The 24,895-nt window shown below is 74.0% G+C and carries 20 protein-coding genes and 1 tRNA gene; 2 read left to right on the top strand and 19 right to left on the bottom strand.

Going from position 1 to position 24,895, the window contains the following annotated elements; genetic code table 11:
• Positions 1-129 precede the first annotated feature (129 nt).
• The 14 genes from glyA to ACH5AR_RS21380 form a co-directional block, all read right to left on the bottom strand.
• Positions 130-1,410, bottom strand: a complete 1,281-nt coding sequence (gene glyA, locus ACH5AR_RS21445) for a serine hydroxymethyltransferase (protein WP_396303038.1) — start codon at positions 1,408-1,410, stop codon at positions 130-132.
• Positions 1,411-1,535: 125 nt separating this feature from the next.
• Positions 1,536-2,195, bottom strand: coding sequence for a protein-tyrosine-phosphatase (locus tag ACH5AR_RS21440; protein ID WP_396303202.1), 660 nt, complete (start codon positions 2,193-2,195; stop codon positions 1,536-1,538).
• 14 nt (positions 2,196-2,209) lie between these two features.
• Entirely contained in the window at positions 2,210-2,857 is a 648-nt protein-coding gene (locus ACH5AR_RS21435) for an L-threonylcarbamoyladenylate synthase (RefSeq protein WP_396303037.1), read from the bottom strand.
• 139 nt (positions 2,858-2,996) lie between these two features.
• Positions 2,997-3,863 (bottom strand): peptide chain release factor N(5)-glutamine methyltransferase, encoded by an 867-nt coding sequence (gene prmC, locus ACH5AR_RS21430; RefSeq protein WP_396303036.1) that lies wholly within the window; start codon positions 3,861-3,863, stop codon positions 2,997-2,999.
• A 63-nt stretch (positions 3,864-3,926) separates the two neighbouring features.
• Positions 3,927-5,018: a peptide chain release factor 1 gene (gene prfA / locus ACH5AR_RS21425; RefSeq protein ID WP_396303035.1), complete on the bottom strand. Its 1,092-nt coding sequence runs from the start codon at positions 5,016-5,018 to the stop codon at positions 3,927-3,929.
• 140 nt (positions 5,019-5,158) lie between these two features.
• On the bottom strand, positions 5,159-5,380 hold the full coding sequence (rpmE, locus tag ACH5AR_RS21420) for a 50S ribosomal protein L31 (protein ID WP_030057539.1): 222 nt from the start codon (positions 5,378-5,380) through the stop codon (positions 5,159-5,161).
• 138 nt (positions 5,381-5,518) lie between these two features.
• On the bottom strand, positions 5,519-6,655 hold the full coding sequence (locus ACH5AR_RS21415) for an LCP family protein (protein WP_396303034.1): 1,137 nt from the start codon (positions 6,653-6,655) through the stop codon (positions 5,519-5,521).
• Positions 6,656-6,795: 140 nt separating this feature from the next.
• Complete coding sequence (rho, locus tag ACH5AR_RS21410; protein ID WP_396303033.1) at positions 6,796-8,898, bottom strand: transcription termination factor Rho; 2,103 nt, start codon at positions 8,896-8,898, stop codon at positions 6,796-6,798.
• Positions 8,899-9,501: 603 nt separating this feature from the next.
• A complete protein-coding gene (gene thrB / locus ACH5AR_RS21405; RefSeq protein WP_396303032.1) occupies positions 9,502-10,440 on the bottom strand; it encodes a homoserine kinase in 939 nt (312 codons plus the stop codon).
• Between the two features lie 366 nt (positions 10,441-10,806).
• Positions 10,807-11,907 (bottom strand): threonine synthase, encoded by a 1,101-nt coding sequence (gene thrC, locus ACH5AR_RS21400; protein ID WP_396303031.1) that lies wholly within the window; start codon positions 11,905-11,907, stop codon positions 10,807-10,809.
• A 10-nt stretch (positions 11,908-11,917) separates the two neighbouring features.
• Positions 11,918-13,210, bottom strand: coding sequence for a homoserine dehydrogenase (locus ACH5AR_RS21395; RefSeq protein WP_396303030.1), 1,293 nt, complete (start codon positions 13,208-13,210; stop codon positions 11,918-11,920).
• A gap of 136 nt (positions 13,211-13,346) precedes the next feature.
• Positions 13,347-14,738 carry a diaminopimelate decarboxylase gene (gene lysA, locus ACH5AR_RS21390; RefSeq protein WP_396303029.1) on the bottom strand — a complete coding sequence of 464 codons (1,392 nt, stop codon included), beginning with the start codon at positions 14,736-14,738 and terminating at the stop codon, positions 13,347-13,349.
• A 93-nt stretch (positions 14,739-14,831) separates the two neighbouring features.
• Positions 14,832-16,493 (bottom strand): arginine--tRNA ligase, encoded by a 1,662-nt coding sequence (gene argS / locus ACH5AR_RS21385; RefSeq protein ID WP_396303028.1) that lies wholly within the window; start codon positions 16,491-16,493, stop codon positions 14,832-14,834.
• A gap of 111 nt (positions 16,494-16,604) precedes the next feature.
• Positions 16,605-17,021: a response regulator transcription factor gene (locus ACH5AR_RS21380; RefSeq protein WP_396303201.1), complete on the bottom strand. Its 417-nt coding sequence runs from the start codon at positions 17,019-17,021 to the stop codon at positions 16,605-16,607.
• A 200-nt stretch (positions 17,022-17,221) separates the two neighbouring features.
• Between ACH5AR_RS21380 and ACH5AR_RS21375 the strand changes: the two genes are divergently transcribed.
• Positions 17,222-17,293: transfer RNA gene (locus ACH5AR_RS21375), tRNA-Arg, on the top strand.
• Between the two features lie 113 nt (positions 17,294-17,406).
• On the opposite strand, the gene ACH5AR_RS21370 is transcribed toward ACH5AR_RS21375, so the two are convergent.
• The 4 genes from ACH5AR_RS21370 to ACH5AR_RS21355 all read right to left on the bottom strand — a co-directional run bounded on the left by ACH5AR_RS21370 (position 17,407) and on the right by ACH5AR_RS21355 (position 23,064).
• Entirely contained in the window at positions 17,407-18,384 is a 978-nt protein-coding gene (locus ACH5AR_RS21370) for a trypsin-like serine peptidase (RefSeq protein ID WP_396303027.1), read from the bottom strand.
• Positions 18,385-18,516: 132 nt separating this feature from the next.
• Complete coding sequence (locus ACH5AR_RS21365) at positions 18,517-19,422, bottom strand: carbohydrate kinase family protein (protein ID WP_396303026.1); 906 nt, start codon at positions 19,420-19,422, stop codon at positions 18,517-18,519.
• Between the two features lie 76 nt (positions 19,423-19,498).
• The gene (locus tag ACH5AR_RS21360) at positions 19,499-21,142 is read right to left on the bottom strand and encodes an MFS transporter (RefSeq protein ID WP_396303025.1); all 1,644 of its coding nucleotides are present in this window, start codon (positions 21,140-21,142) and stop codon (positions 19,499-19,501) included.
• 197 nt (positions 21,143-21,339) lie between these two features.
• On the bottom strand, positions 21,340-23,064 hold the full coding sequence (locus tag ACH5AR_RS21355) for a DUF885 domain-containing protein (RefSeq protein WP_396303024.1): 1,725 nt from the start codon (positions 23,062-23,064) through the stop codon (positions 21,340-21,342).
• A gap of 117 nt (positions 23,065-23,181) precedes the next feature.
• Between ACH5AR_RS21355 and ACH5AR_RS21350 the strand changes: the two genes are divergently transcribed.
• Positions 23,182-23,937 (top strand): TetR/AcrR family transcriptional regulator, encoded by a 756-nt coding sequence (locus tag ACH5AR_RS21350; protein ID WP_396303023.1) that lies wholly within the window; start codon positions 23,182-23,184, stop codon positions 23,935-23,937.
• Between the two features lie 69 nt (positions 23,938-24,006).
• Here the strand turns inward: ACH5AR_RS21350 and ACH5AR_RS21345 are convergent, their stop codons facing one another.
• Positions 24,007-24,858: a fumarylacetoacetate hydrolase family protein gene (locus ACH5AR_RS21345; protein ID WP_396303022.1), complete on the bottom strand. Its 852-nt coding sequence runs from the start codon at positions 24,856-24,858 to the stop codon at positions 24,007-24,009.
• Between the last annotated feature and the right edge of the window lie 37 nt (positions 24,859-24,895).

Below are 24,895 nucleotides of genomic sequence, written 5' to 3'. Positions count from 1 at the left end.
GGTACTCCCCTGCCTTCCCGGGGTTCGAGGTGCGTCGCCACGCACACACCTTATTGAGTCGGACGCCGGGACCGTGCATCGCGGTTCGCCCTCCGGGGTAGGAGATCCGGATACCCGTGCGGGGCACGGTCAGGCCCGGTCGGCGAAGGCCAGCGCGAGCTCCCGGACCCGCGCCGCGGCCGGGGCGGCCGCGCCCCCGGCGAGCACCCGCGCGATCAGCCCGGCGATCTCCGCCAGCTCCGGCTCCCCCATCCCCTGGCTGGTCACCGTGCCGGTGCCCAGCCGGATGCCGGAGGCCTCGGCGGGCGGCGCCGGGTCGAACGGCAGGGCGCACTTGCCGAGCAGCAGCCCGACCGCCGCGCAGCGCCGCTCGGCCTCCGCGCCGGTCACGCCGAGCGGGCTCACGTCGGCGGTCACCAGGTGGGTGTCGGTACCGCCCGTCAACGGGCGCATCCCGCCCTCTGCGAGCCCCCCGGCGAGCGCCCGCGCCCCGGACACCGCCCGCTGCACGTACGCCCGGTAGGCGGGCCGGGAGGCCTCCGCGAGGGCCACCGCCTTGCCGGCCACCTCGTTCATCGCCGCGCCGCCCTGGCTGAACGGGAACACCGCCCGGTCGATCCGCTCGGCCAGCTCGGCGGTGCACAGCAGCAGCCCGCCGCGCGGCCCGCGCAGCAGCTTGTGGGTGGCCGCCACGGTGACGTCCGCGTACGGCACCGGGGAGGGCGCCAGCCCGGCCGCGACCAGCCCGGTGGTCTGCGCGGCGGAGGCGATCAGGTAGGCGTCCACCTCGTCGGCGATCTCCCGGAAGGCCGCCCAGTCCGGGTGCCGGGGGTAGGAGATCGAGCCCGCCACGATGGCCTTGGGGCGGTGCTGCCGGGCCAGGTCGCGGACCTGGTCGAGGTCGATCAGCCCGTCGTCCTCGCGCACGCCGTAGCCGGTGAACGCGAACCAGCGCCCGGAGAAGTTGGACCGCGAGCCGCAGCTGAGGTGGCCGCCGTGCTCCAGCGACATCGCCAGCACGCCGTCGCCGGGCCGCAGCAGCGCCGCGTACGCCGCCAGCATCGCCGAAGTCGCCGACCTCGGCTGGACGTTGGCGTGCGGAGCGGCGAACAGCCGGCGGGCCCGGTCGATCGCCAGCAGCTCGGCGGCGTCCGCCAGCGCGCAGCCGGTGTGGTGCCGGCGCCCCGGGTAGCCCTCGGCGTACTTGTCGATCAGCGGACCGGTCAGCGCCGCCAGGACGGCGGGGGAGGTCAGGTTCTCCCCCGCCAGCAGCTGGATCGTTTCGGCGCGCCGCTCGGCCTCCGCGGCCAGCAGGTCGGCCAGCTGCGGATCGGCCCGGTGCAGCGCCTCGGACGCCCAGGGGCGCCCGCTGGTCGCGGTCGGGCCGGTCGCGGCATCGGTGACGGTCATGGCGGACTCCCGGGCGCTGCGGGGACTGTGTCACCCAGCGTAGGACCGCCCGCGCCACCCGGCCCGCCGAGCCGCGGCCGGACGGCTCCGTCCGGTGCCGGCGCGGGCGCGGCCCGGACCGGCCGTCAGCGCGGCGCGGGGACGCCGGTGAGCGCGGTCACCACCGGGTCGACGGCGTGGAATATCTCCTCGCCGCAGTTGCGGAACATCCCGATCGGCGCCCCGTACGGGTCGTCCACCTCGTCCGACTCCGGAGTGGCCGCCAGCAGCCAGCCGCGCAGCGCGGCGGCCGCGCGGACCAGCGCACGGGCCCGCTCGGTGACGTCGGCGCCGCGCCGCGGGTCCGGCAGGGTGCCCGGGTCTATCGTTCGCACCAGGCGGGTGAACTCCTTCAGCGTGAAGGTGCGCAGCCCCGCCTCGTGGCCCATCGAGATCACCTGGGCGCGGTGGTCCAGCGTCGCGGTGAGCACCAGGTCGGCCTCGACCACGTGCTCGTCCAGCAGCTCACGGCCGGTGAAGCCGCCGCTGTCGGCGCCGTACTCGTCCAGCACGGTCGCCGCGTGGTCCTCCATCGGCGCGCCCACGTGGCCCCAGGTGCCGGCGCTCTCCACCAGGATCCGCCCGGCCACCCGGGGGCTCAGCCGGGTGTCCAGCTCGCGCCGGGTCAGCCGCTCGGCGATCGGCGAGCGGCAGATGTTGCCGGTGCAGACGAAGAGGATCCGGAAGTGGTCCAGCGGCCTGGGGCCCACGCTCAGGTACGGAGCTATGCCCGGCCCGGCGTGCAGCGAGGCGGTCGGCGTCAACTGCCGGCCTCCAGGTCGGGGACGACCTCCCTCAGCTGCTCGACACTGATCGCCCCGGCCCGCAGCAGCACCGGGACCTTGCCGGTGACGTCGACGATCGACGAGGTCGCGGCGGCCTCGGCCGCGCCGCCGTCCAGGTAGACCGAGACCGCGTCGCCGAGCTGGGACTGCGCCTCGTCGCAGGTCAGCGGGGCCGCCCCGCCGATCCGGTTGGCGCTGGAGACGGCCAGCGGGCCGGTGGCGTTCAGCAGCTCGATGGCGACCGGGTGCAGCGGCATCCGGACCGCCACGGTGCCGCGGGTGTCGCCGAGGTCCCAGCGCAGCGAGGGCTGGTGCCGGGCGACGAGGGTGAGCCCGCCGGGCCAGAAGGCGTCGACCAGCTCCCAGGCCTGCTCGGAGAAGTCGGTGACCAGGCCGTGCAGGGTGGTCGGCGAGCCGACCAGCACCGGGGAGGGGGTGGTGCGGCCGCGGCCGCGGGCGGCCATCAGCTCGCCGACGGCCTCCGGGGAGAAGGCGTCCGCACCGACCCCGTAGAGGGTGTCGGTGGGCAACGCGACGAGTTCGCCGCGGCGGATGGCCGAGGCGGCCTCGCGCAGACCGGTGGCGCGGTCCCCGGCATCGGCACAGTCGTAGCGGCGGCTCATCGGTGCGGTCCCCTTCCGGAGTGGCTCACGGCAGTCACGACGGCCGTCACTGCGTTCACAGCCCGGCCCTGCGGGCGGTCGTCCTGTGCCCGACGGTTCACGACCCGGCCCTGCGGGCGGTCGTCCTGTGCCCGACCGTTCACGACCCGGCCCTGCGGGCGGTCGTGAAGCGCGGCCGGTTGTTCAGGTCACGGTGGTCGGCGGTGTCCGTCCAGCCGTGTTCCTCGTTGAAGATCCACGGCACCTGGCCGCCCTGCTGGTCGGCGTGCTCGATCACCACCGCGCCGCCCGGGCGCAGCAGCCGGGCCGCGACCCGCTCGATGCCGCGGATGGTGTCCAGGCCGTCCTCGCCGGAGAACAGCGACATCTGCGGGTCGTGGTCGCGGGCCTCCGGCGCGACGTACTCCCACTCGGTGAGCGGGATGTACGGCGGGTTGGAGATGACCAGGTCGAAGCGGCCGTCCCAGGAGCGGTCGTCCTCGAAGGCCCGGGTGGCGTCACCGGCGTGCAGGGTGACCCTGGCACGGTCCGGGCTGGCCTCGATGTTGCGCCGGGTGTACTCCAGCGCGCCCTCGTCCAGCTCGAAGGCGTGCACCGTCGAGCGCGGCAGCTCCTGCGCCAGGGCGAGCGCGATCGCGCCGGAGCCGGAGCACAGGTCCACCACCAGCGGCTCGGCCACGTCCATGTCGCGCACCGCGTCTATCGCCCACTCGACGACCGTCTCGGTCTCCGGCCGGGGCACGAACACCCCGGGGCCGACCTCCAGTTCGAGGTAGCGGAAGAACGCCCGCCCGGTGATGTGCTGGAGCGGCTCGCGCGCCTCGCGGCGGGAGACCGCCTCCCAGTAGCGGGCGTCGAAGTCGGCGTCCTTCACCGTGTGCAACTGGCTGCGCTTGACGCGGTGGACGTAGGCGGCGAGCTCCTCCGCGTCGAAGCGCGGCGACGGCACGCCGGCCGCGGCCAACCGCTGGGTGGCCTGGGCCACCTCGGCGAGCAGCAGGTTCATCCGTACGACCTCTTGTTTCTGCGCTCCGGCTTCGGCGGGACGCGGGGCTGGGGCGCGCCGGTCTCAGTTCTCTTGGGCCGCGGCGAGCTTGGCCGCCGCGTCCTTGTCCACGCAGGACTGGATCACCGCGTTCAGGTCGCCGTCCAGGACCTGGTCCAGGTTGTAGGCCTTGAACCCGGTGCGGTGGTCCGAGATGCGGTTCTCGGGGTAGTTGTACGTGCGGATCCGCTCGGAGCGGTCCACCGTGCGGACCTGGCTGCGGCGCGCGTCCGAGGCCTCCCGCTCGGCCTCCTCCTGCGCGGCGGCCAGCAGCCGCGAACGCAGGATGCGCATCGCCTGCTCCTTGTTCTGGAGCTGGCTCTTCTCGTTCTGGCAGGACGCCACGATACCGGTCGGCAGGTGGGTGATCCGGACCGCGGAGTCGGTGGTGTTGACCGACTGGCCGCCGGGGCCGGAGGAGCGGTAGACGTCGATCCGCAGGTCGTTGGCGTGGATCTCGACCTCGACCTCCTCCGCCTCGGGGGTGACCAGCACGCCCGCCGCGGAGGTGTGGATGCGGCCCTGCGACTCGGTGGCGGGCACGCGCTGCACGCGGTGCACGCCGCCCTCGTACTTCAGCCGGGCCCAGACGCCCTGGCCGGGCGAGCCGTCGGGGTTCGTCAGGCTCCCCTTGGTCTTCACGGCCACCGAGACGTCCTTGTAGCCGCCGAGGTCGGACTCGTTGGAGTCGATGATCTCGGTCTTCCAGCCGACCCGCTCGGCGTAGCGCAGGTACATCCGGAGCAGGTCGCCGGCGAAGAGCGCGGACTCCTCGCCGCCCTCGCCCGCCTTGATCTCCAGGATGACGTCCTTGTCGTCGCTCGGGTCGCGCGGGACGAGCAGCATCCGCAGCTCCTCGGTCAGCTCGTCGCGGCGCGCCTCGGAGTCCTTCACCTCGGCGAGGAACTCCGGGTCCTCGGCGGCGAGTTCGCGCGCGGCCTCGATGTCCTCGCCGGCCTGCCGCCACTGCCGGTAGGCCCGGGTGATCGGGGTCAGCTCGGCGTACCGCTTGGCCAGCTTGCGGGCGTTGTTCTGGTCCGCGTGGACGGACGGGTCGGCCAGCCTCGTTTCGAGGTCGGCGTGCTCGACGAGGAGCTCTTCGACTGCCTCGAACATGGGGTGGCCTTCTTCCCGGGGACTCGGAGACGTGGGGGGGAGCGGATCGTGCGGAACGCGCGGGGGGACGCGAACGGCGCCGGCCCCCAGCGCCCCCGACAACGAGTACGGGGGCACCGGGAACCGGCGCCGAGGGAGCGCTAGGCCTTCGCGCTGTGCTGCTTGCCGAAGCGGGCCTCGAAGCGGGCCACGCGGCCACCGGTGTCGAGGATCTTCTGCTTGCCGGTGTAGAACGGGTGGCACTGCGAGCAGACCTCGGCGCGGATCTCGCCGCTGGTCTCGGTCGAGCGGGTGGTGAACTCGGCGCCGCAGGTGCAGGTCACGCGCGTGACCACGTACTCGGGGTGAACGTTGGGCTTCAAGGGGTTCTCCTAGGTTTCGGGAGGGCACCGGGTCGGCGGCGGGAACGCCGCACGTGAACCGGGACCGACGGACCAGTCTGCCAGGACCGGCCGCATCTTCCCAAACCGGGGCGCGTTCCGGGATATTCCGGGCCCCGCTCAGCGTCCGGTGGCCGCCCTGGCGCCCGGCTTCGCCGTGCTGCGCGCGGAGGCCGACGGGGAGGCCGGCGCAGCGGCCGTGGGGGCCGCCTGGGCGGGGTTCTCCGGCTGCGCGGAGACGACCGCCGACGGGAACGGCTGGTCGGCCTTGAGGGCCGCCCAGACCTGCCCGGCCTGCGGCTGGAGCGGGACCACCCGGTTCGCGTCGCCGGGGGCCGTCTCCACCGGCAGGGTGACCATGCTCAGCTGGTCCGGGCCTATCCCCTTGAGCTCCTGGGCGAGCCCGACCAGCGAGTTCACCGAGCCGAGCGCGGAGTCGGTGGTGATGCTCCTGGTCACGGTGTCGCCGACGGACCAGAGCCGGACGGGGTTGGTCAGCATCCCGCTCCCCCCGACCTGCTTCAGCAGCGACCGCACCATCTGCTTCTGGAGCTCGATCCGGCCGAGGTCGCTGCCGTCGCCGACGCCGTGCCGGGTGCGCACGAAGGCCAGCGCCTGCTGCCCGTCGAGGTGGTGCTCACCGGGCGGCAGGTCGAGCCCGCTGTCCTTGTCGTGGATGGCCACCGTGGTGGTCACGGTGGCCCCGCCTATCGCGTCCACGACCCGGGCGAAGCCCACGAAGTCGACCTGGAGGTAGTGGTCCATGCGCAGCCCGGTGAGCTGCTCGGTGGTCTTGACCGCGCAGACCGCGCCGCCGCTCTCGAAGGCGCTGTTGTACATCGCGCGCTTGGCGCCGGGCACCGTCCTGCCGTTCCCGTCGGTGCAGTCGGGGCGGGTGACCAGGGTGTCGCGCGGGATCGAGACGACCTGGGCGGCGGAGTGGTCCTGGTTGACGTGCACCACCATCGCGGTGTCCGAGCGGGCGGTGCCGCCGGTGTCCCCGCCGGCCGCCGAGGCGTTGTCGCCGGAGCGCGAGTCGGAGCCGAGCACCAGGACGTTGAAGGAGCCGTCGGTGGCGGCCGGCGGCCGGGCGTCGCCGAGCCGGGCGTCGATGTCGACGCTCTTGATGTTCCCGTTGAACCGGAAGTAGGCGAAGAGGGCCGCACCGGCGCCGAGGACGACGAGCGCGGCGAACGCGCAGGCGGCCGTCCGCAGGACTCTGCGGCGGCGACTCGGGACCCTCTTGTGCTCGGCCATACGCTCCAGGGTAAATCGGACAACATGATCCAAAGACTCCCAAGATGTCCCGACTCTGGAACAAAGCGGTCCGGACGCACGGAACCCCGGACCGCTCGCGCGGTCCGGGGTTCCGTGCTTCGACAGCCGTCCGGCTACGGTCAGTCGTTGGAGCCGGGGGTGGTCTTGGCGATCTGCATCAGGAACTCGGCGTTGCTCTTGGTCTGCTTCATCTTGTCCAGGAGCAGCTCGATCGCCTGCTGCGAGTCGAGCGCGTGCAGCACCCGGCGCAGCTTCCAGACGATGGCCAACTCCTCGTTGCCGAGCAGGATCTCCTCCTTGCGGGTGCTGGAGGCGTCCACGTCGACGGCCGGGAAGATGCGCTTGTCCGAGAGCTTGCGGTCGAGCTTGAGCTCCATGTTGCCGGTGCCCTTGAACTCCTCGAAGATCACCTCGTCCATGCGCGAGCCGGTCTCGACCAGCGCGGTGGCCAGGATGGTCAGCGAGCCGCCGTTCTCGATGTTGCGCGCGGCACCGAAGAACTTCTTCGGCGGGTACAGCGCGGTCGAGTCGACACCACCGGACAGGATGCGGCCGGAGGCCGGCGCCGCCAGGTTGTAGGCGCGGCCGAGGCGGGTGATCGAGTCCAGCAGGATGACCACGTCGTGGCCCAGCTCGACCAGGCGCTTGGCGCGCTCGATGGCCAGCTCGGCGACGGTGGTGTGGTCCTCGGCCGGGCGGTCGAAGGTCGAGGAGATGACCTCGCCCTTCACCGACCGCTGCATGTCGGTGACCTCCTCCGGACGCTCGTCGACCAGGACGACCATCAGGTGGCACTCGGGGTTGTTGTGGGTGATCGCGTTGGCGACCGCCTGGAGCACCATGGTCTTGCCGGTCTTCGGCGGCGCGACGATCAGACCGCGCTGGCCCTTGCCGATCGGCGACACCAGGTCGATGATCCGGGTGGTCAGCACGCCCGGGTCGGTCTCCAGGCGCAGCCGCTCCTGCGGGTAGAGCGGGGTGAGCTTGTTGAACTCGGGACGGCCGCGGCCGCTCTCCGGGTCCATGCCGTTGACGGAGTCCAGCCGCACCATGGCGTTGAACTTCTCGCGGCGCTCGCCCTCGCGCGGCTGGCGCACCGCACCGGTGATGGCGTCACCCTTGCGCAGGCCGTTCTTGCGGACCTGGGCGAGCGAGACGTAGACGTCGTTCTGGCCCGGCAGGTAGCCGGAGGTCCGCACGAACGCGTAGTTGTCGAGGATGTCGAGGATGCCCGCGACCGGGATCAGGACGTCGTCCTCGCCGATCTGCGGCTCGACGGTGCCGGCCTCGAAGCCGTCGCGCCCGCGCCGGCCGCGGCGGTCGCGGTAGCGCCCGCGTCGGCCCCGGCGGCCCTCGCCGAACTCGTCGTCCTCGTAGCCGCCCTGCTGGGCCTGCGGCTGCTGGGCCTGCTGGGCCTGACGGCCCTGCTGGTCGGCCTGGCCGCCCTGCTGCTGGCCGCCGCCCTGCTGGGACTGGCGGTCGGCGCGCTCGCGGCGGTTGCGGCGGTCGCGGCGCGACTCGCGGCCCTCGCCGTCCTGCGCCTCGCCGCCCTCCTGGCGCTCGGTGCGCTCGGCGCCGTCGCGGCGCTCACGCCGCTCGCGGCGGTCGCGACGGCTCTCGCGGCCGTCCTCGCGGCCCTCGAAGCCGCGGGTCTCGGCCGGGCGGCCCTCGGCCTGCTTCGGCTCGGCGACCGCGACGGTGGCGGGCTCGGCGGCGGCCTCCGCGGCGGCCGGGGCGGTGGGCGCGCCGGCGGCCGAGGTGGCGCGGCGGCGGGTGCGCTCGGCCCGGGCGGGGGCGGCGGTCTCCGCGGCGGCCTGGACCGGGATCTCGATCGGGGTCTGCGGCTCGGCGGCGGCGGCCGGGGCGGCCTCGGCGTCCGCCTTGGCGGCGGCCCTGGTGCGGCGGGCCGGCTTCTCGGCCGGGGCGGCCTCGGCGTCCGCCTTGGTGGCGGCGCGCTTGGCGGCCGGGGCGGTGCCACCCGAGGCGAGCAGCGGGTCCCCGCCGCTCTTCTCCTTGATGGTCTCGATCAGCTGGCTCTTGCGCATGCGTCCGGTACCGGTGATGCCAAGGTCCGCGGCGAGCTTCTGGAGCTCGGCCAGGACCATGCCGTCCAGGCCCGCGGCGGCACTGCGGCGGCGCCGCGCCGGGGCAGCGGGGGCGGCGGCAGCGTCAGACGCGTCGGCGTCCGGGCGCGCGCCCATCAGATCGGTGGAGTCGCTCACTAAGGGTCCTTCCCTGGAGCGGACGTCGGCCTGTCTGGCTCGGCGACCGGTTGTGCTGTCCTGACCAACGCTCGACTGCGTCGGTCCGAGGCGGTGGCCCTCGAATGGCGGGAGCCCGTCGAGGGAGAGGTGCGTACGAGGTGCGGTGCATGAAGCACGGTGGTGCTGAGTGGCGCGTGGGCCGGTCGTGTGTCGACCTCCCCTGAGGGCGTAACCCCCACGCTTCCTGCGAATCCCGGGCCCCCGTCGCGTGACGGTGGCCCGCGCTCCGCCCGTCCTGGCCTCGTTGGTGGGAGGCCGCGGGTGGGAGTCAGGTGCCGTCACGGCTTCGGGATGCGGCCGCATGTCGCGCAGGCAGGCTGCGTACGCGCTGCGGTGGGCTCCCGGAGAATCGTCGCCCCGTGCATCGCCGGGGCTCCACTGCCGTGGAGCGCTGGGATCGGGACGCGGCGCACCTAGCCCCGGAGGGCACCTGGTGCAGCAATGAGGTTAACACTACCGACCCCCTCAGACATTCCCCAGCCTTGCGCTTGCCAATCGTGTCCGTCCGACCCGGCCCGGAAGGGCGCCGGGGCCGGGGCCCGAGCGGCCCGTTCGGGCTGCTCAGACGTCCAGCGGGAGCACGACGGCCCCGGTGCGGTCGACGTCCAGCCGGTGCGCGGCGAACGCCGGGTCGCCGCCGTGGCCGTGGTGCCCGGCGAAGGAGAGCACCTTGTCGGCGCCCGCCTCGTCGGTGAGCGCCAGGACGGTCGGTCCGGCCCCGGAGATGACCGCGGGGACGCCCTCGGCGCGCAGGGCGCCGACCAGCGCGGCGCTGTCCGGCATCGCGGAGGCGCGGTAGTCCTGGTGCAGCCGGTCCTCGGTGGCGGCGAGGAGCAGCTCGGGGCGCCGGGTGAGCGCCTCCACCAGCAGGGCGGAGCGGCCGGCGTTGACGGCGGCGTCGGCCAGCGGGACGGTCCTGGGCAGCAGGCCGCGGGCGGTCTCGGTGAGCACCGCGCCGGCCGGTACGAACACCACCGGGACGACCTGCTCGGACGGCTCCAGCGCGACCGCCCTGGCCGACTCCTCGTCCGTCCAGGCGATGGTGAAGTTGCCGCGCAGGCAGGCCGCGACGTTGTCCGGATGGCCCTCCAGCTCGGAGGCGAGGGCCAGCAGCGCGTCGTCGTCCAGCGCGGACGGGCCGCCGATGGTCACCGCGCGGGCGGCCACGATGCCGGCGCAGATGGCGGCCGAGGAGGAGCCGAGGCCGCGGCCGTGCGGTATCCGGTTGGCGCAGACCACTTCGAGGCCCCGCGGCTGGCCGCCGAGCCGGTCGAAGGCGGCGCGCATCGAGCGGACCAGCAGGTGGCGCTCGTCGCGCGGCAGCGTGTCGGCGCCCTCGCCGGCGATGTCGACGGAGAGGCCGGAGTCGGCGACCCGGACGACCACGTCGTCGTACAGACCCAGCGCGAGCCCGAAGGCGTCGAAGCCCGGGCCGAGGTTGGCGCTGGTCGCGGGAACCCTGACCCGGACGGCGGCGGCACGGAACGCGGGACCGGCCATGCGGTGGACTCTCCTGGGGAAATCGGGCGGCGCGGAGCGCGTCGTCGGTGCGAGGGCGGGGAACGGACCGCGGCCCCTCGGGGGGGCGGGCGGTCGCGGCGGTCGGCGCGGCCCGGACCCGCCGGGCCCGGGGCATGTGCCACACGGCCGAGGCCAGAGTATCGAAGAGAGGTTCCCCAGCGGTACACCCCGTGGGCCTTCGATCTGGTGTGTTGCCGGTTCTGGCCGGAATGCGCGCCCCCCTCCGCCGGGGAGGGGGGCGCGAACGGCCGGCGGCGCGCGGCCCGATTGACACAAAAGTGTCATCGGAGAACTCCGACGGGCCGACCCCTCAAAAGGGTCGGCCCGTCGGGGCGCCAGGCCCCGTTACCGGTCGAGCAGTCCCAGGCTGCGGGCGGCCGCCTCCGGGTCGACCGGGACGACCTGCGGCTGCGGCGCGCCGGCCACCGCCCAGTCCGGGTCCTTCAGGCCGTTGCCGGTGACGGTGCAGACGATCCGCTGGCCCGGGTCGACCAGGCCGGCCTCCGCCTTGGCCAGCAGACCGGCCACCGAGGCGGCCGAGGCGGGCTCCACGAAGACGCCCTCCTGCGAGGCCAACAGCCGGTACGCGAAGAGGATCTGACGGTCCGTCACCTTGTCGACGAGGCCGCCGGACTCGTCCCGCGCGGCGAGCGCGAAGTCCCAGGAGGCCGGGTTGCCGATCCGGATCGCGGTGGCGATGGTCTGCGGCTTGAGCACCGGCGCGCCGTCCACGATCGGGGCCGAACCGGAGGCCTGGAAGCCCCACATCCGCGGGGTGCGGGAGGCCAGGCCGTCCGCGGCGTACTCGCGGTAGCCCTTCCAGTACGCGGTGATGTTGCCCGCGTTGCCGACCGGCAGGACGTGGATGTCCGGGGCGTCGCCGAGCATGTCGACGATCTCGAAGGCCGCGGTCTTCTGGCCCTCGATCCGCACCGGGTTGACCGAGTTGACCAGCGCCACCGGGTACTTCTCGGACAGTTCACGCGCAAGGGTGAGGCAGTCGTCGAAGTTCCCGTCGACCTGGAGGATCCGGGCGCCGTGCACCAGCGCCTGGCCCATCTTGCCGAGGGCGATCTTGCCCTGCGGGACGAGCACCGCGCAGACCATCCCGGCCCGCACCGCGTACGCGGCGGCGGAGGCCGAGGTGTTGCCCGTGGAGGCGCAGATGACGGCCCGCGCGCCCTCCTCCTTCGCCCGGGAGATGGCCATCGTCATCCCGCGGTCCTTGAAGGAGCCGGTCGGGTTGGCGCCCTCGACCTTGAGGTAGACCTCGCAGCCGGTGCGCTCGGACAGCACCTGGGCCGGGACCAGCGGCGTGCCGCCCTCCAACAGGGTGACCACCGGGGTGGCCGCGGTGACCGGCAGGCGGTCCCGGTACTCCTCGATCAGGCCGCGCCACTGGTGGGTGTGCGCGCCTCGGACGACGTTCTCGGCAACGGCGTTCATGGCTGGTTCCTTATTCCCCTTCGACCCGCATGATGCTGGCCACGTCCCGCACGCTGTCCAGCGCGCGGAGCTTGTCGACCGTCGCCGACAGCGCGGCGTCGGTGGCACGGTGGGTGACCACGACGAGCGAGGCGTCGCCGTCGCGGCCCTGCTGGCGCACGGTGTCGATGGACACCCCGTGCTCGGCGAAGACGGACGCCACCTGGGCGAGCACGCCCGCGCGGTCGTCCACGTCCAGGCTGACGTGGTAGCGGGTGACCACCTCGTCCATCGGCTTGGCCGGGAGCCGGGTGTACACCGAGTCACCGGGCCCCGTGGCGCCGGCCAGCTTGTTGCGGCAGACCGCGACCAGGTCGCCGAGCACCGCGGAGGCGGTCGGCGAGCCGCCCGCGCCGGGGCCGTAGAACATCAGCCGGCCGGCCGCCTCGGCCTCGACGAACACCGCGTTGTAGGCCTCGCGGACGGAGGCCAGCGGGTGCGACAGCGGGATCATCGCGGGGTGGACGCGCGCGGTGACGGACCCGCCGTCCGCGGCCCGCTCGCAGATCGCGAGCAGCTTGACCACGCAGCCCATCTCCTTGGCCGAGGCGATGTCGGCCGCCGTCACCTCGGTGATGCCCTCGCGGTAGACGTCCGCCGCGGTGACCTTGGTGTGGAAGGCGATGCCGGCCAGGATCGCGGCCTTGGCGGCGGCGTCGAAGCCCTCGACGTCGGCCGTCGGGTCGGCCTCGGCGTAGCCCAGCGCGGTGGCCTCCTCCAGCGCCTCCGAGTAGCCGGCGCCGGTGGTGTCCATCTTGTCGAGGATGAAGTTGGTGGTGCCGTTGACGATCCCCAGCACCCGGTTGACCTTGTCGCCCGCGAGGGACTCGCGCAGCGGGCGCAGCAGCGGGATCGCGCCCGCCACCGCGGCCTCGTAGTACAGGTCCACCCCGGCCGCGGCGGCCGCGGCGTGCAGCTCGGTGCCGTCCTTGGCGAGCAGCGCCTTGTTGGCGCTGACCACCGAGGCGCCCCGCTGGAAGGCGGAGAGGATCAGCGACTTGGACGGCTCGATGCCGCCCACCACCTCGACCACCACGTCGATGTCGCCCCGGTTGACCAGGGCCTCGGCATCGGTGGTGATCAGGTGCTCGGGGACGCCGGGCCGGGCGCGCCCGGCCCGGCGCACCGCGATCCCGGCCAGCTCGACCGGAGCGCCGATGCGAGCGGCGAGGTCGTCGGCCGTCGTCGTCATGATGCGCGCCACCTCGGAGCCCACCACACCACAACCCAGCAACGCCACCTTCAGCGGGCGCGTACGCATCATCCGACTCCGCTCTGCCTTCATCTGCTTCGTGTTTCCGGCGGGATTTCCTGGACCACCGGAAAATTCGGTCCGTACCAGTCTCCGGGACTTTCCGTACGGATCTACGGTCGTTCCATGATCTGAGACGAGGATTTCGTCATCCGATATCCAGACGCAGGAGATCCTCCTCCGTCTCGCGCCGGACGATCACCCGCGCCGCGCCGTCCCTGACGGCGAGCACGGGGGGCTTGAGGGCGTGGTTGTAGTTGCTCGCCATCGACCGGCAGTAGGCGCCGGTGGCGGGCACCGCGATCAGGTCGCCCGCGGCCAGGTCGGCCGGCAGGAAGGCGTCCCGCACGACGATGTCGCCGGACTCGCAGTGCTTGCCGACCACCCGCACCAGCATCGGTTCGGCCTCGCTGGTGCGCGACACCAGCGCCACCGAGTACTCGGCGTCGTAGAGCGCGGTGCGGATGTTGTCGGACATCCCGCCGTCCACGCTGACGTAGGTGCGCAGGCCCTCCAGCGGCTTGACGGTGCCCACCTCGTACAGGGTGAACGCCGTCGGGCCGACGATCGCCCGGCCCGGCTCCACGCTCAGCCGGGGGGCGTCCAGGTCGGCGGCGGCGCACTCGCGGCGGACGATGCCGGCCAGCGCGGCGGCGATCTCGGCCGGCTCGCGCGGGTCGTCCTCGCTGGTGTAGGCGATGCCCAGGCCGCCGCCGAGGTCGATCTCGGGCAGCTGGACGCCGTGCTCGTCGCGGATCTCCGCGAGCAGGCCGACCACCCGGCGGGCGGCGACCTCGAAGCCCGCCATGTCGAAGATCTGCGACCCGATGTGCGAGTGGATGCCGCGCAGCTCCAGGCTGTCGTGGCCGAGCACCCGGCGCACCGCCTCGGCGGCCGCGCCGCCGTTCAGCGAGAGGCCGAACTTCTGGTCCTCGTGCGCGGTGGCGATGAACTCGTGGGTGTGCGCCTCGACGCCGACGGTGATCCGGACCAGCACCGGCTGGCGCACGCCCTGGCGGGCGGCGATCGCGGCCAGGCGCCCGATCTCCTCGTAGGAGTCGACCACGATGCGCCCGACGCCGCTCTTCACCGCGTGTTCGAGCTCGTCCGGCGACTTGTTGTTGCCGTGCAGCGCGAGCCGCTGCGGCGGCATCCCGGCGGCCAGCGCGACCGCCAGCTCGCCCGGGCTGCACACGTCGAGGTTGAGGCCCTCCTCGTGCAGCCAGCGCACCACGGCCTTGGAGAGGAAGGCCTTTCCGGCGTAGTACACGTCCGCCTCGGTGCCGAAGGCGTCCCGCCAGGCGCGCGCCCGGCTGCGGAAGTCCTCCTCGTCCAGCACGTAGGCGGGGGTGCCGAACTCGGCGGCCAGCCGCCGGACGTCGACCCCGCCGACGGTGGCCACGCCGTCGGCGTCACGGGTGACGGTGCGCGACCAGACCTTCGGATCGAGCGCGTTCAGGTCGGCGGGCGGGGCCTGGTAGTGGCCCTCGGGCAGGACGTCGCCGTGGCGGGGCCCTGCGGGGTGTGCGGAGCGACTCATGCTGTGTGCCAGTCCATTCGAGGCCTATGGCGAGGGGCGGCGACGGTCCCCGTTGACCGTCAGCCGCCCCCGCCGTGCGCTTGGGGGTGGTGCCTACATCCGCTCGGGCGCCGTCACGCCCAGGAGCGTGAGGCCGTTGGCGAGCACGGTGCGCGTCGCCTCGACCAGCCAGAGGCGGGCGCGGTGCGTGTCGGTGAGCTCCTCGTCGCCCTTGGGCAGGAACATGCAGTTCTCGTACAGGCGGTGGTACTTGCCCGCGAGGTCCTCCAGGTAGCGCGCGACCCGGTGCGGCTCGCGCAGCTCGCCCGCCGTGGCCAGCACGCGCGGGAACTCCGCGAGGTGGCCGAGCACGTCGGACTCCCACTCGGTGGCGAGCAGCTCGGGTTTGAACTGCTCGGCCGTGCCCTTGTCCACGCCCAGCTCGGCGGCCTTGCGGGCGACGCCGCACATCCGGGTGTGGGCGTACTGGACGTAGAAGACCGGGTTCTCGTTGGTCTGGCTGGTGAGGACGTTGATGTCCAGCGTGATCGTGGAGTCCGTGGAGGAGCGCGCCAGGGTGTAGCGGGCGGCGTCGACGCCGATCCACTCGACCACGTCGTCGATCGTGATGATGTTGCCCGCACGCTTGGACATGCGGACCTCTTCGCCGTCGCGAAGCATCTTCACGAACTGGCCGATCCTGATCTCGATGTTGCGGTCCATGTCGTCGCCCGCGCAGGCCGCGATGGCCTTGAGGCGGTTGACGTAGCCGTGGTGGTCGGCGCCCAGCATGTAGAGCGCGACCTCGGCGCCGCGGTCCCGCTTGGAGAGGTAGTACGCGGCGTCGGCGGCGAAGTAGGTCGTGTCGCCGTCGGCCTTGACCAGGACGCGGTCCTTGTCGTCGCCGAAGTCGGTGGTGCGCAGGAAGACCGCGCTGTCCTTCTCGAAGACGTGGCCCTGCTCGCGCAGCCGCTCGATGGCCTTCCCGACGGCGCCCGAGTCGTGCAGCGTCCTCTCCGAGAACCACACGTCGAAGTGGGTGCCGAACTCGTCCATCGAGCGCTTGATGTCGGCCACCATGAGCTTGAGGCCCTCGGTGCGGAAGACCTCCAGCTGCTCGGCCTCGGGCAGGTCGAGCACGCCGGGCACGGCGTCGGTGAGGGCCTTGGCGATGTCGACGATGTACTCGCCGACGTAGCCGCCCTCGGGCACCTCGCGGCCGTTCGCGGCGGCCTGCAGCGAGGCGGCGAACTTGCTGATCTGCACGCCGGCGTCGTTGAGGTAGTACTCGGTGGTGACGTCGGCGCCGGAGGCCCGCAGCACCCGCGCCAGCGAGTCGCCGACGGCGGCCCAGCGGACGCCGCCGATGTGGATCGGGCCGGTCGGGTTGGCGGAGACGAACTCCAGGTTGATCTTCAGGCCCTTGAGGGCGTCGTTGCGGCCGTAGGCCTCGCCCGCCTCGACGACGGTGCGCGCCAGCGCGCCCGCGGTGGCGGTGTCCAGGGTGATGTTCAGGAAGCCCGGACCGGCGATGTCGACCCGGGCGACGCCGGTGATCCCTCGCAGGCGGTCGGCCAGCAGTTCGGCAACGGCTCGCGGCGGCTTGCCGGCCGCCTTGGCGAGCTGGAGGGCCACGTTGGTCGCGTAGTCGCCGTGGTCCCTGTTCTTGGGCCGCTCGACCGTCACGTGCTCGGGCACGGCGACGGCCAGCTCGCCCGCCTCGACGGCGGAGCTCACTGCGGCCTGGATTGCCTGGGAAAGGTCTGCGGGGGTCACGACGCCAAGCGTAGGCGAGACGGGGGGCCCGCCCGCCACCCGGTTTGCCCGTCGAGACGCCGGTGCGCCGTGGTTACGGGCCCTGGGCCCCGGTCGGTGCGCCGTGTTCGCTCAGGGCGAACAGCGGCGGGGCGGCCCGGCGGCCGGGCCCTCGAACCGCCCGGTGGAGCGCATCAGGCGCCGGACCAGCGCCACCAGGTCGGCCGGGTCGAAGGGCTTGCCCAGGTAGCCGTCCACCCCGACCGTCTCCCCCAGGTCGAGGTCCGCCGGGGTGCAGGCGCTCACGATCGCGATCGGCAGTCCGCAGGTGTCCGGCGTCGCGCGCAGCCGGGCCGCCGTCCGCAGGCCGTCCAGCCGCGGCATCACCACGTCCAGCGTCACCACGTCGGGCCGCACCCGGCGGACGACCTCCAGGCACTCGGCGCCGTCGGCGGCGGTCACCACCTCGAAGCCTTCGAGCTCCAGGTTGACCCTGATCAGCTGGCGGATCACCTCGCTGTCGTCCACCACGAGGACCCGCCCGGACACTCCCGACACCTCACCGAGGGTATCGGCGGCCCCGCCGCCCCGTCCGGCCTTTGGGCACTTCCGCTCCCCCGCCGCCCCCGGCCGCTCCCCCCGCCGGGAACGCGGCTCGGACGATCTTCCGGGAAACCCGTGCACGGGCCGGTGGTTTCACCTGCTACTGTTCTTCATGTCGGAAGCGCGAGCGGCCGACAGGCCAGCAGGCCCCCGTAGCTCAGGGGATAGAGCACCGCCCTCCGGAGGCGGGTGCGTAGGTTCGAATCCTACCGGGGGCACTTCGCACGAAGTGCCACATGAGGCCCAGACCAGTGGAGTTGACCCACGGTTCTGGGCCTTCGTCGTGTTCCGGGGATGGTCGCCCGGAGCCCGCCGGGGGCGGGCCCGGGGCTCAGGCGGAGGCCTCGGCCTGGGTGTAGAGGTCCGCGATGGTGTGGTCGAAGTAGGCGCTGTACGAGGTGTCGTCGGTGTCGCCGCCCTGCTGGTAGCCCCCGATGGCGCCGACCACCTCGCCGGTGGCGGTGTCGATCCACGGCCCGCCGCTGGTGCCGGCCGGGTAGGCCGGGCACTGGATGACGCGCTGGTAGGCGCTCTGCCGGCCGGTGGTGTTGGTGCAGAGGCTGGGCTCCTCGGCGTCGGCCGGGTAGCCGTAGAGCCGGACGGTGGCCCCGAAGGGCTCGTCGGCCCCCAGCCGGTTGCCGCCGACCACGTCCTCGACGTTGCGCCCGCCGTTGGGGGCCGTCTCCAGGATCGCGAAGTCCTCGTCCACGTCGCCCTTCTGGGCCCAGCCGGCGGTGGTGTGGATCGCCGTCACCCGCCAGGCGCCGTACGGGGCGGAGCCGTCGCGGTAGCCGGGGACGAAGGTGACGCCGTCGGTGCTGCTGAGGCAGTGCGCGGCGGTCAGCAGCAGGTTGCCGGCGGGGCTGTGCAGCACGCTGGCGGTGCAGAAGTGGTGGCCGGCCTCGGCCGTGCCGCTGAACAGCGCGCCGACCGTCCCGGTCTCGCGGTCGCCGGCCGGGGCCGGAGCGGTGGTGCCGAGAACGGGGGCGGGGGCGGCCGTCGCGCCGGCCGCCGCCGGGGCGGTGGGGTCGCCCGGGGCGGCGGTGTCGGCCGCGGCGGCGCTCGGGCTGGCGGCGGGCGAGGGGGCGGCGACCCGCGCGGGCGCGGCCGCCGTCGCCGGGTCGGCGGCCTGGAGGGGCGCGGCGGCGCGGGTGCCGCGGGCCGCCTTCCCGGCGGCGGTGGTGTCGGACAGGTCCAGTCCGTGCGTCCCGGTCAGCACGGCGGCGACCGCCACCGCGCACAGTGCGGTGAACAGGGACGGGGCCAGCAGCCTGCGGCGGCGCGAGCTCTGGCGGCGGTGCTTGCCCATGCCTGGTTCTCCTGCCGGGGCGTTCGGGGGGCGGCGTTCGGTGCACGACTATGGCGCCTCAGCCTCGAAAGGGCGTGACGGGCTCCTGGGAGCTCGATGAGAAACCCGTCGCCCGCCCGCGCCCCCCGGCCGTCACCGGGTGGCGAGCACGGCGTCCAGCTCGGCGGCGCCGACGAAGGCGGTGTGCGTGCCGGCGGCGGTGCAGGCGAAGGCACCGGCCACCGTACCGGCCCGGGCGCAGTCCAGCGGCGAACGACCCCGGAACCACGCGTACAGGAAGCCGGTCACGAAGGCGTCCCCGGCGCCGTTGGTGTCCACCACCGGGCGCCCCGGGTCGACGGCCGGCAGGTGGCGCGGCTCGGGGTCGTCCCGGGTGAGCAGGTGGCAGCCGGCGGCCCCGGCGGTGGCGACGACCACCCGGGCGCGCCCCTCCGCGAGGATCGCCCGCATCACCTCCTCGTGCCGCCCGGGGCAGCCGGCCGCGGAGAGGAAGACCAGGTCGGCGCCGAGCGCGTACTCCCGGTGGTACGGCTCGACGCCGTCCCAGTCGTGCAGGTCGGTGGAGGTGGTGCGGCCGAGGCGGCGCAGGTCCTCGCCCATGTCCCGGTTGACGCCGGTGATGGACAGGTGGACGTGCCGGCTGCGCTCGGCGTACGGCAGGTAGAACTCGCGCGGCAGCCGCAGGTCGGCCGGGTGGCGGGCGTCGAAGAAGGAGAACCGGCGGCCGACCGCGTCCACCAGGTTGACGCCCCGCGGAGTGCCGTGCGGGCTCACCCGGTACGCGAAGTGCAGGCCGTGGCGCGCGTAGTGGGCGCGGACCAGCTCACCCTGCGGGTCGTCGCCGAGGAAGTCGACGAACGCGGTGCGCAGGCCGAGGTGGTGGGCGCCGAGGGCGACGCCGTTGCCGGTGTGGCCGACGTAGTCGTGCACCGGTCCGACGAGCTGGGAGTCGCCGGGCGGGACCTCCAGCCGCTCGACCCGGACGATGGTGTCCACGCCGGCACCGCCGACGACGAGCAGGTCGAACTCGGGCAGCACGGCGCCTCCTTGATCCCGGACGGTGCCAGGAGTCAAGCAGGCGCCGGAGGTTGACTGCAAGACCTTGCTGCAAATTTCAGTCGCCCGGTGGCCGCTCCCGCCCCGCCTCCGCCCGGCCCTCGGCCCCCGTCCCGGGGTTCGCCCGGACGTCGGCCCGGGCGACGGCCCGCGGGCTCGGCCGCCCGTCCACCGCCGCGCCGGCGGACCCCGCCCGCGCGGCACCCCCGACCGCGCCGCCCTCGACGGCGGCGGCCTCGACCGCGGTGGCCTCACCGCGCTCCGGTCGGTGGTCGACCAGCAGCACCGCGACCAGCGCGGCCAGCAGCAGCACGCCCGTCGCCACCCAGGTCGCGACCACGTAGCCGTGCACCGCGCCCTGCGCCCGCACCACCGGGTCGGAGGCGACCCGGGTGGCCAGGAAGCCCGCCGTGGCGCTCGCGGCGACCGTGTTCAGCAGCGCCGTGCCGACCGAACCACCCACCTGCTGGGCGGAGTTGATGGTGGCCGAGGCCGCGCCGGCCTCGTTCGGGGCGACCCCGAGGGTGGCCAGGCTCATGGCCGGCATGAACACCAGGCCCATGCCGAGGCCGATCAGCAGCTCCGCGGGCAGCACCATGCCGGCCCACGGACTGTCCACCCGCATCCCGGTCAGCCAGGCCATGCCGCCCGCGGCGAGCAGCAGGCCGGGGCCGATCAGGTTCCGGGACGGCACCCTGGTCATCATCCGGGCCGCGAAGCCCGTCGAGCTCAGGATGATGGCGCCCGTCATGGGCAGGAAGGACAGCCCGGACACGATCGGCGAGAAGTGCTTGATGGCCTGGAGGTAGTACGTCAGGAACAGGAACAGGCCGAACATCCCGACCATCGCCAGGCCGACCGAGAGCGCGCCGCCGCCCCGGTTGCGGTCGGCCACGACGTGCACCGGCAGCAGCGGGTGCGCGCTGCGGCGTTCGACCAGGACGAACACCGCGAGCAGCGCGGCGCCGAGCACCAGCGAGCCGAGCACCAGGCCGTCGCTCCACCCCCGGTTCACGGCCTCGGAGGTGCCGTAGACGATCGCGAGCAGGCCGCCGCAGCCGAGCAGCGCTCCGGGCAGGTCCAGCGGCATCCGGCGGGCCTTCCCGACGTGGTCGCGGTGCAGCACGCTGAAGGCCGCGAAGGCGGTGACGGCGGCGATCGGCACGTTGACGAACAGGCACCAGCGCCAGTCCAGGTACTCGGTCAGCAGCCCGCCGGCGATGAAGCCGATCGCGGAGCCGCCGCCGGCGATGGCGCCGAAGATGCCGAAGGCCGTACTGCGTTCGCGGGGGTCGGAGAAGGTGGTGGAGAGCAGCCCCAGCGCGGAGGGGGCGAGCAGGGCGCCGAACGCGCCCTGGAGGGCGCGGGCGCCGAAGAGCATGGCGGGGCTGACCGCCGCACCGCCGAGGGCGGAGGCGAGCGCGAAGCCCAGCAGGCCGACGGTGAAGACGCGCTTGCGGCCGAAGAGGTCGCCCAGCCGGCCGCCGAGCAGCAGCAGGCCGCCGAAGGCGAGCGTGTAGGCGGTGATCACCCACTGCCGGTCGGCGTCCGAGATGCCCAGGTCCCGCTGGGCGGACGGCAGTGCGATGTTCACGATGGTGATGTCGAGCACGATCATGAGCTGGGCGGTGGCGATGACTGCCAGCGCCCACCAGCGGCGACGGTCCGCGTCCTCATGACTGCCGACGGTGTGTGCAGTCACTGGTCGAGCCTTCCGGAGTGGGGCGGAAAGGTCACGCAGTCGCCTTCCAGCCAAACCCCGCTCCGGACGGATGGCAAGGAAAGACCTCACCAAATGTGACATCCCGGGCGAAAGCACCGGGCCCCCGGGACTCCGGACGGAGCCCCGGGGGCCTGGTCCCGCGGTGGTCGGAGCGCCGCGGGGCCGGCGCGCCGCGATCAGAGCGCCGAGAGCTCCGCGACGAGGTCGTCCAGCCCCAGCGAGCCCTGCGAGAGCGCCGCCATGTGCCAGGCCTTGAGGTCGAACTCCTCGCCGCGCGCCTCGTGCGCCGCCTTCGCCGCCGCGCGTCCGCGCAGCCAGGCGCGCTCGCCGAGCTTGTAGCCGATCGCCTGGCCGGGCAGGCCCAGGTAGCGGACCAGCTCGCTGTCCAGGAAGTCCGCGGACAGGCCGCAGTACAGGCCGAAGAACTCCCGGGCGTGCTCCGGGGCGACCGGCTCGCCCGGCCGGTACGGGGAGTCCGCCGGGAAGTCCAGGCCCACGTGCATGCCGATGTCGACGATGACCCGCAGCGCGCGCATCATCTGCGCGTTGAGGTAGCCCAGGCGGTGGCCCGGGTCGGTGAGGTAGCCGAGCTCGTCCATCAGGCGCTCGGCGTACAGCGCCCAGCCCTCCAGGTTGGCGCTCACCCCGCCGATGCTCACCTGGTAGGTGGAGAGCCGGTCGGCGACGTAGTTCCACTGCGCGAGCTGGAGGTGGTGGCCCGGGACGCCCTCGTGGTACCAGGTGGAGACCAGGTCCCACACCGGGAAGCTGTCCCGGCCGACCAGCGGCAGCCAGGTCCGCCCGGGCCGGCTGAAGTCCAGCGAGGGCGCGGTGTAGTACGGCGCGGCGGCGCTGCCGGCCGGGGCGATCCGCGACTCGACCCGGGTGACCGGCTCGGCGAGGTCGAAGTGGGTGCCCTGGAGGTCCCGGACGGCCTGGTCCATCAGGCCCTGGAGGTACTCCCGGGCCGCCTCGGCGCCCTCGATGGCCGGGCCCTCCGTCTCCAGCCAGCGCATCGCCGCCAGCGGACCGGCACCCGGCAGGACCTTCTCGGCCTCGGCCTCCATCTGCGCCAGCAGGTCGTGGAACTCGCTCCACGCCCAGGCGTAGGCCTCGTCGAGGTCGAGGTCGGCGCCCGTCCAGTAGCGCACCCAGCGGACGTAGCGCTCCCGGCCCACGGTGTCCGGGGCGCCGGCCACGGCCGGGCCGTACACGTCGCGCAGCCAGTCGCGCAGCCGGGCCAGCGCCGCGGCGGCGGCCACCGCCTGCTCCGTCAGAGCGGGGCGCACGCCCTCCGGCGCGGCCTGGACGAACTGGCCGAACCAGCCGCCGGGGACCCGCTCCTCCTGCGGCGTGTCCTCGCCCAGCCACTCGGCGAACTGCCCGAGCACCGTGGCCACCTGGCGCGGGCCGGAGAGCAGGCCGCGCTCGACGCCCTCCGCCAGCGTCCGCCGGTACTGCTCGAACGCCGTCGGGACCTTCGCCAGACGGCGGCCGATCACCTCCCACTGCTCCTCGGTGTCCGTCCCCATCAGGGTGAAGGACTCCCGCAGGTCGTGCACCGGGGAGCCGAGGTTGCGCAGCGAGCGGAAGCCCTCCCCCGCCTCGTGGACGGCGAGTTCGGCGGTCAGCCGCTCGCGCAGCAGCCGGGCGCAGCGGCGCTCGGCCTCGTCCTCGGCCGCGCCGGCCCGCTCGGCCTCGTCGAGCTTCGCCAGGGTGCGGCGGGCGAGGTCGGCGAGGGCCTCGGGCCCGGCCGGGGAGAGGTCGGGCAGCCGGTCGTCATCGGGGTTGAGGCCGAGGTAGACCGCGGTCAGCGGGTCGAGCTCGGCCAGCTCGCGGACGTGGTCGTCGGCGATGCGGCGAGGGGTGGCGCCATCGGCGGTGATCAGTTCTTCACGCATCCGGCCATCATGGCGCGGTGGGGCGGCTTTGCAACCCCTTTGCGGGCCGCACCGCCCGCGGAACTCCGTCCGGCGCGACAGGATCCGATCCGTCCGACGCCCATTACGCTGGCCGCCATGGAAGCCAGCCCCACCCCCACCACCGGCCGGCCGTCCGCCCCGGCCGACCCCGGGCCGCGCCCGCGCCGCACCGGCTACCGGCGGCTGCCGGTCCAGCAGCGGCGCGAGCAGCTGATCGCCGTCGCCCTGGAGCTGTTCGCCTCCCGGCCGCCGGAGGAGGTGAGCCTGGACGACGTCGCCGAGGCCGCCGGGGCCTCCCGACCGCTGGTGTACCGCTACTTCGCGGGCGGCAAGCAGCAGTTGTACGAGGCCGCGCTGCGCACCGCGGCGGACGAGCTGACCAGCCGCTTCGCGGTGCCGGTGCGCGGGCGGCCGTCCGAGCAGCTGGCCGCGGTGCTGGACGGCTACTTCGCCTTCGTGGTCGAGCACGACGCGGGCTACTCGGCGCTGCTGCGCGGCGGTTCGGTGGTGGAGACGGCCCGCACCTCGGCGATCGTGGACGACGTCCGGCGGGTGGCACTGCGCCGCACGCTGCGCCACCTGGGCGTGCGGGACGCCGGGCCGCGGCTGACGCTGCTGGTGCGCTCGTGGATCGCGGTGGTCGAGGGCGCGTCGCTGAGCTGGCTGGACGAGGGGCGCGCGGTGCCGGTGGCGGAGCTGCGCGACTGGCTGGTGGACCAGTTCACCGCGATGGCGGCGGCGACGGCGCTGCACGACCCGCAGACGGCCGAGGTGCTGGCGGGGTTGCTGGCGCTGGAGGGCCCGCGGCCGGAGCGGGTGGAGCGGCTGCGGGCGGTGCTGGGCACCGGGTGAGGGCGCGGGCGGAGCCGGCCCGCGGCGGGGCTCCCGACCCCCGTGCCAAGGGTCGGGCGGCCTTCGCGGTCAGGCCTTGCCGAGCACCTGGCGCTGGCGGCCGAGCCCGTCGATCTCGATCTCGACCACGTCGCCCGGGGCGAGGAACGGGGTGCCCGGGCGGCCCAGGGTGACCCCGGCCGGGGTGCCGGTGATGAGGACGTCGCCGGGCTCCAGCACCATGAACCGGCTGGCGTAGCGGACCAGTTCGAGCACCGGGAAGACCATCTCGGCGGTGCTGCCGTGCTGCCGCTGCTCGCCGTTGACCCACAGCCGCAGGGTCAGCGCCTGCGGGTCGGCCACCTCGTCGGGGGTGACCAGCCAGGGCCCGAGCGGGGTGAAGGTCTCCGCCGACTTGCCCTTGTCCCACTGGCCGCCGCGCTCGAACTGGAAGGCCCGCTCGGTGACGTCGTTGGCGATCGTGTACCCGGCGATCACCCCGGCCGCCTCGGCGTGCGAGTCCAGGTAGCGGGCGGTGCGGCCGATCACGACCGCCAGCTCGGCCTCGTAGTCGGTCTTCTCGCCGTCGCGCGGCACCAGCACCTCGTCGTACGGGCCGACCACGGTGGAGCCCGGTTTGAGGAAGACCACCGGCTCGGCCGGGATCGCGGCCCCGGCCTCGGCCGCGTGGTCGCGGTAGTTGAGCCCGATGCCGACCACCTTGCCCGGCCGGGGCACCGGGGCGCCCACCCGCAGGCCGTCCAGGTCGACGACCGGCAGGGCGCCGGCGGCCGCCTCCCGGGCCAGCGCGGCCTGGTCCAGCCCGGCCAGGAACGCCCCGTCGAGGTCGCGGGTCCGCCCCGAGAGGTCGTACGCGGTGCCGTCCTCCCCCAGGAGGACCGGGCGCTCGGCGCCCACGGGTCCGACGCGCAGGAGCTTCATCGTTCCGTCACCAGCCTTTCGTCGCAGCTCGTCGGGG

The sequence above is a fragment of the Kitasatospora sp. NPDC018619 genome (assembly GCF_044391605.1).
Taxonomy (GTDB): domain Bacteria; phylum Actinomycetota; class Actinomycetes; order Streptomycetales; family Streptomycetaceae; genus Kitasatospora.
Note: the sequence above shows the minus strand (reverse complement) of the source record. Positions and strands in the feature narration are given on the sequence as shown.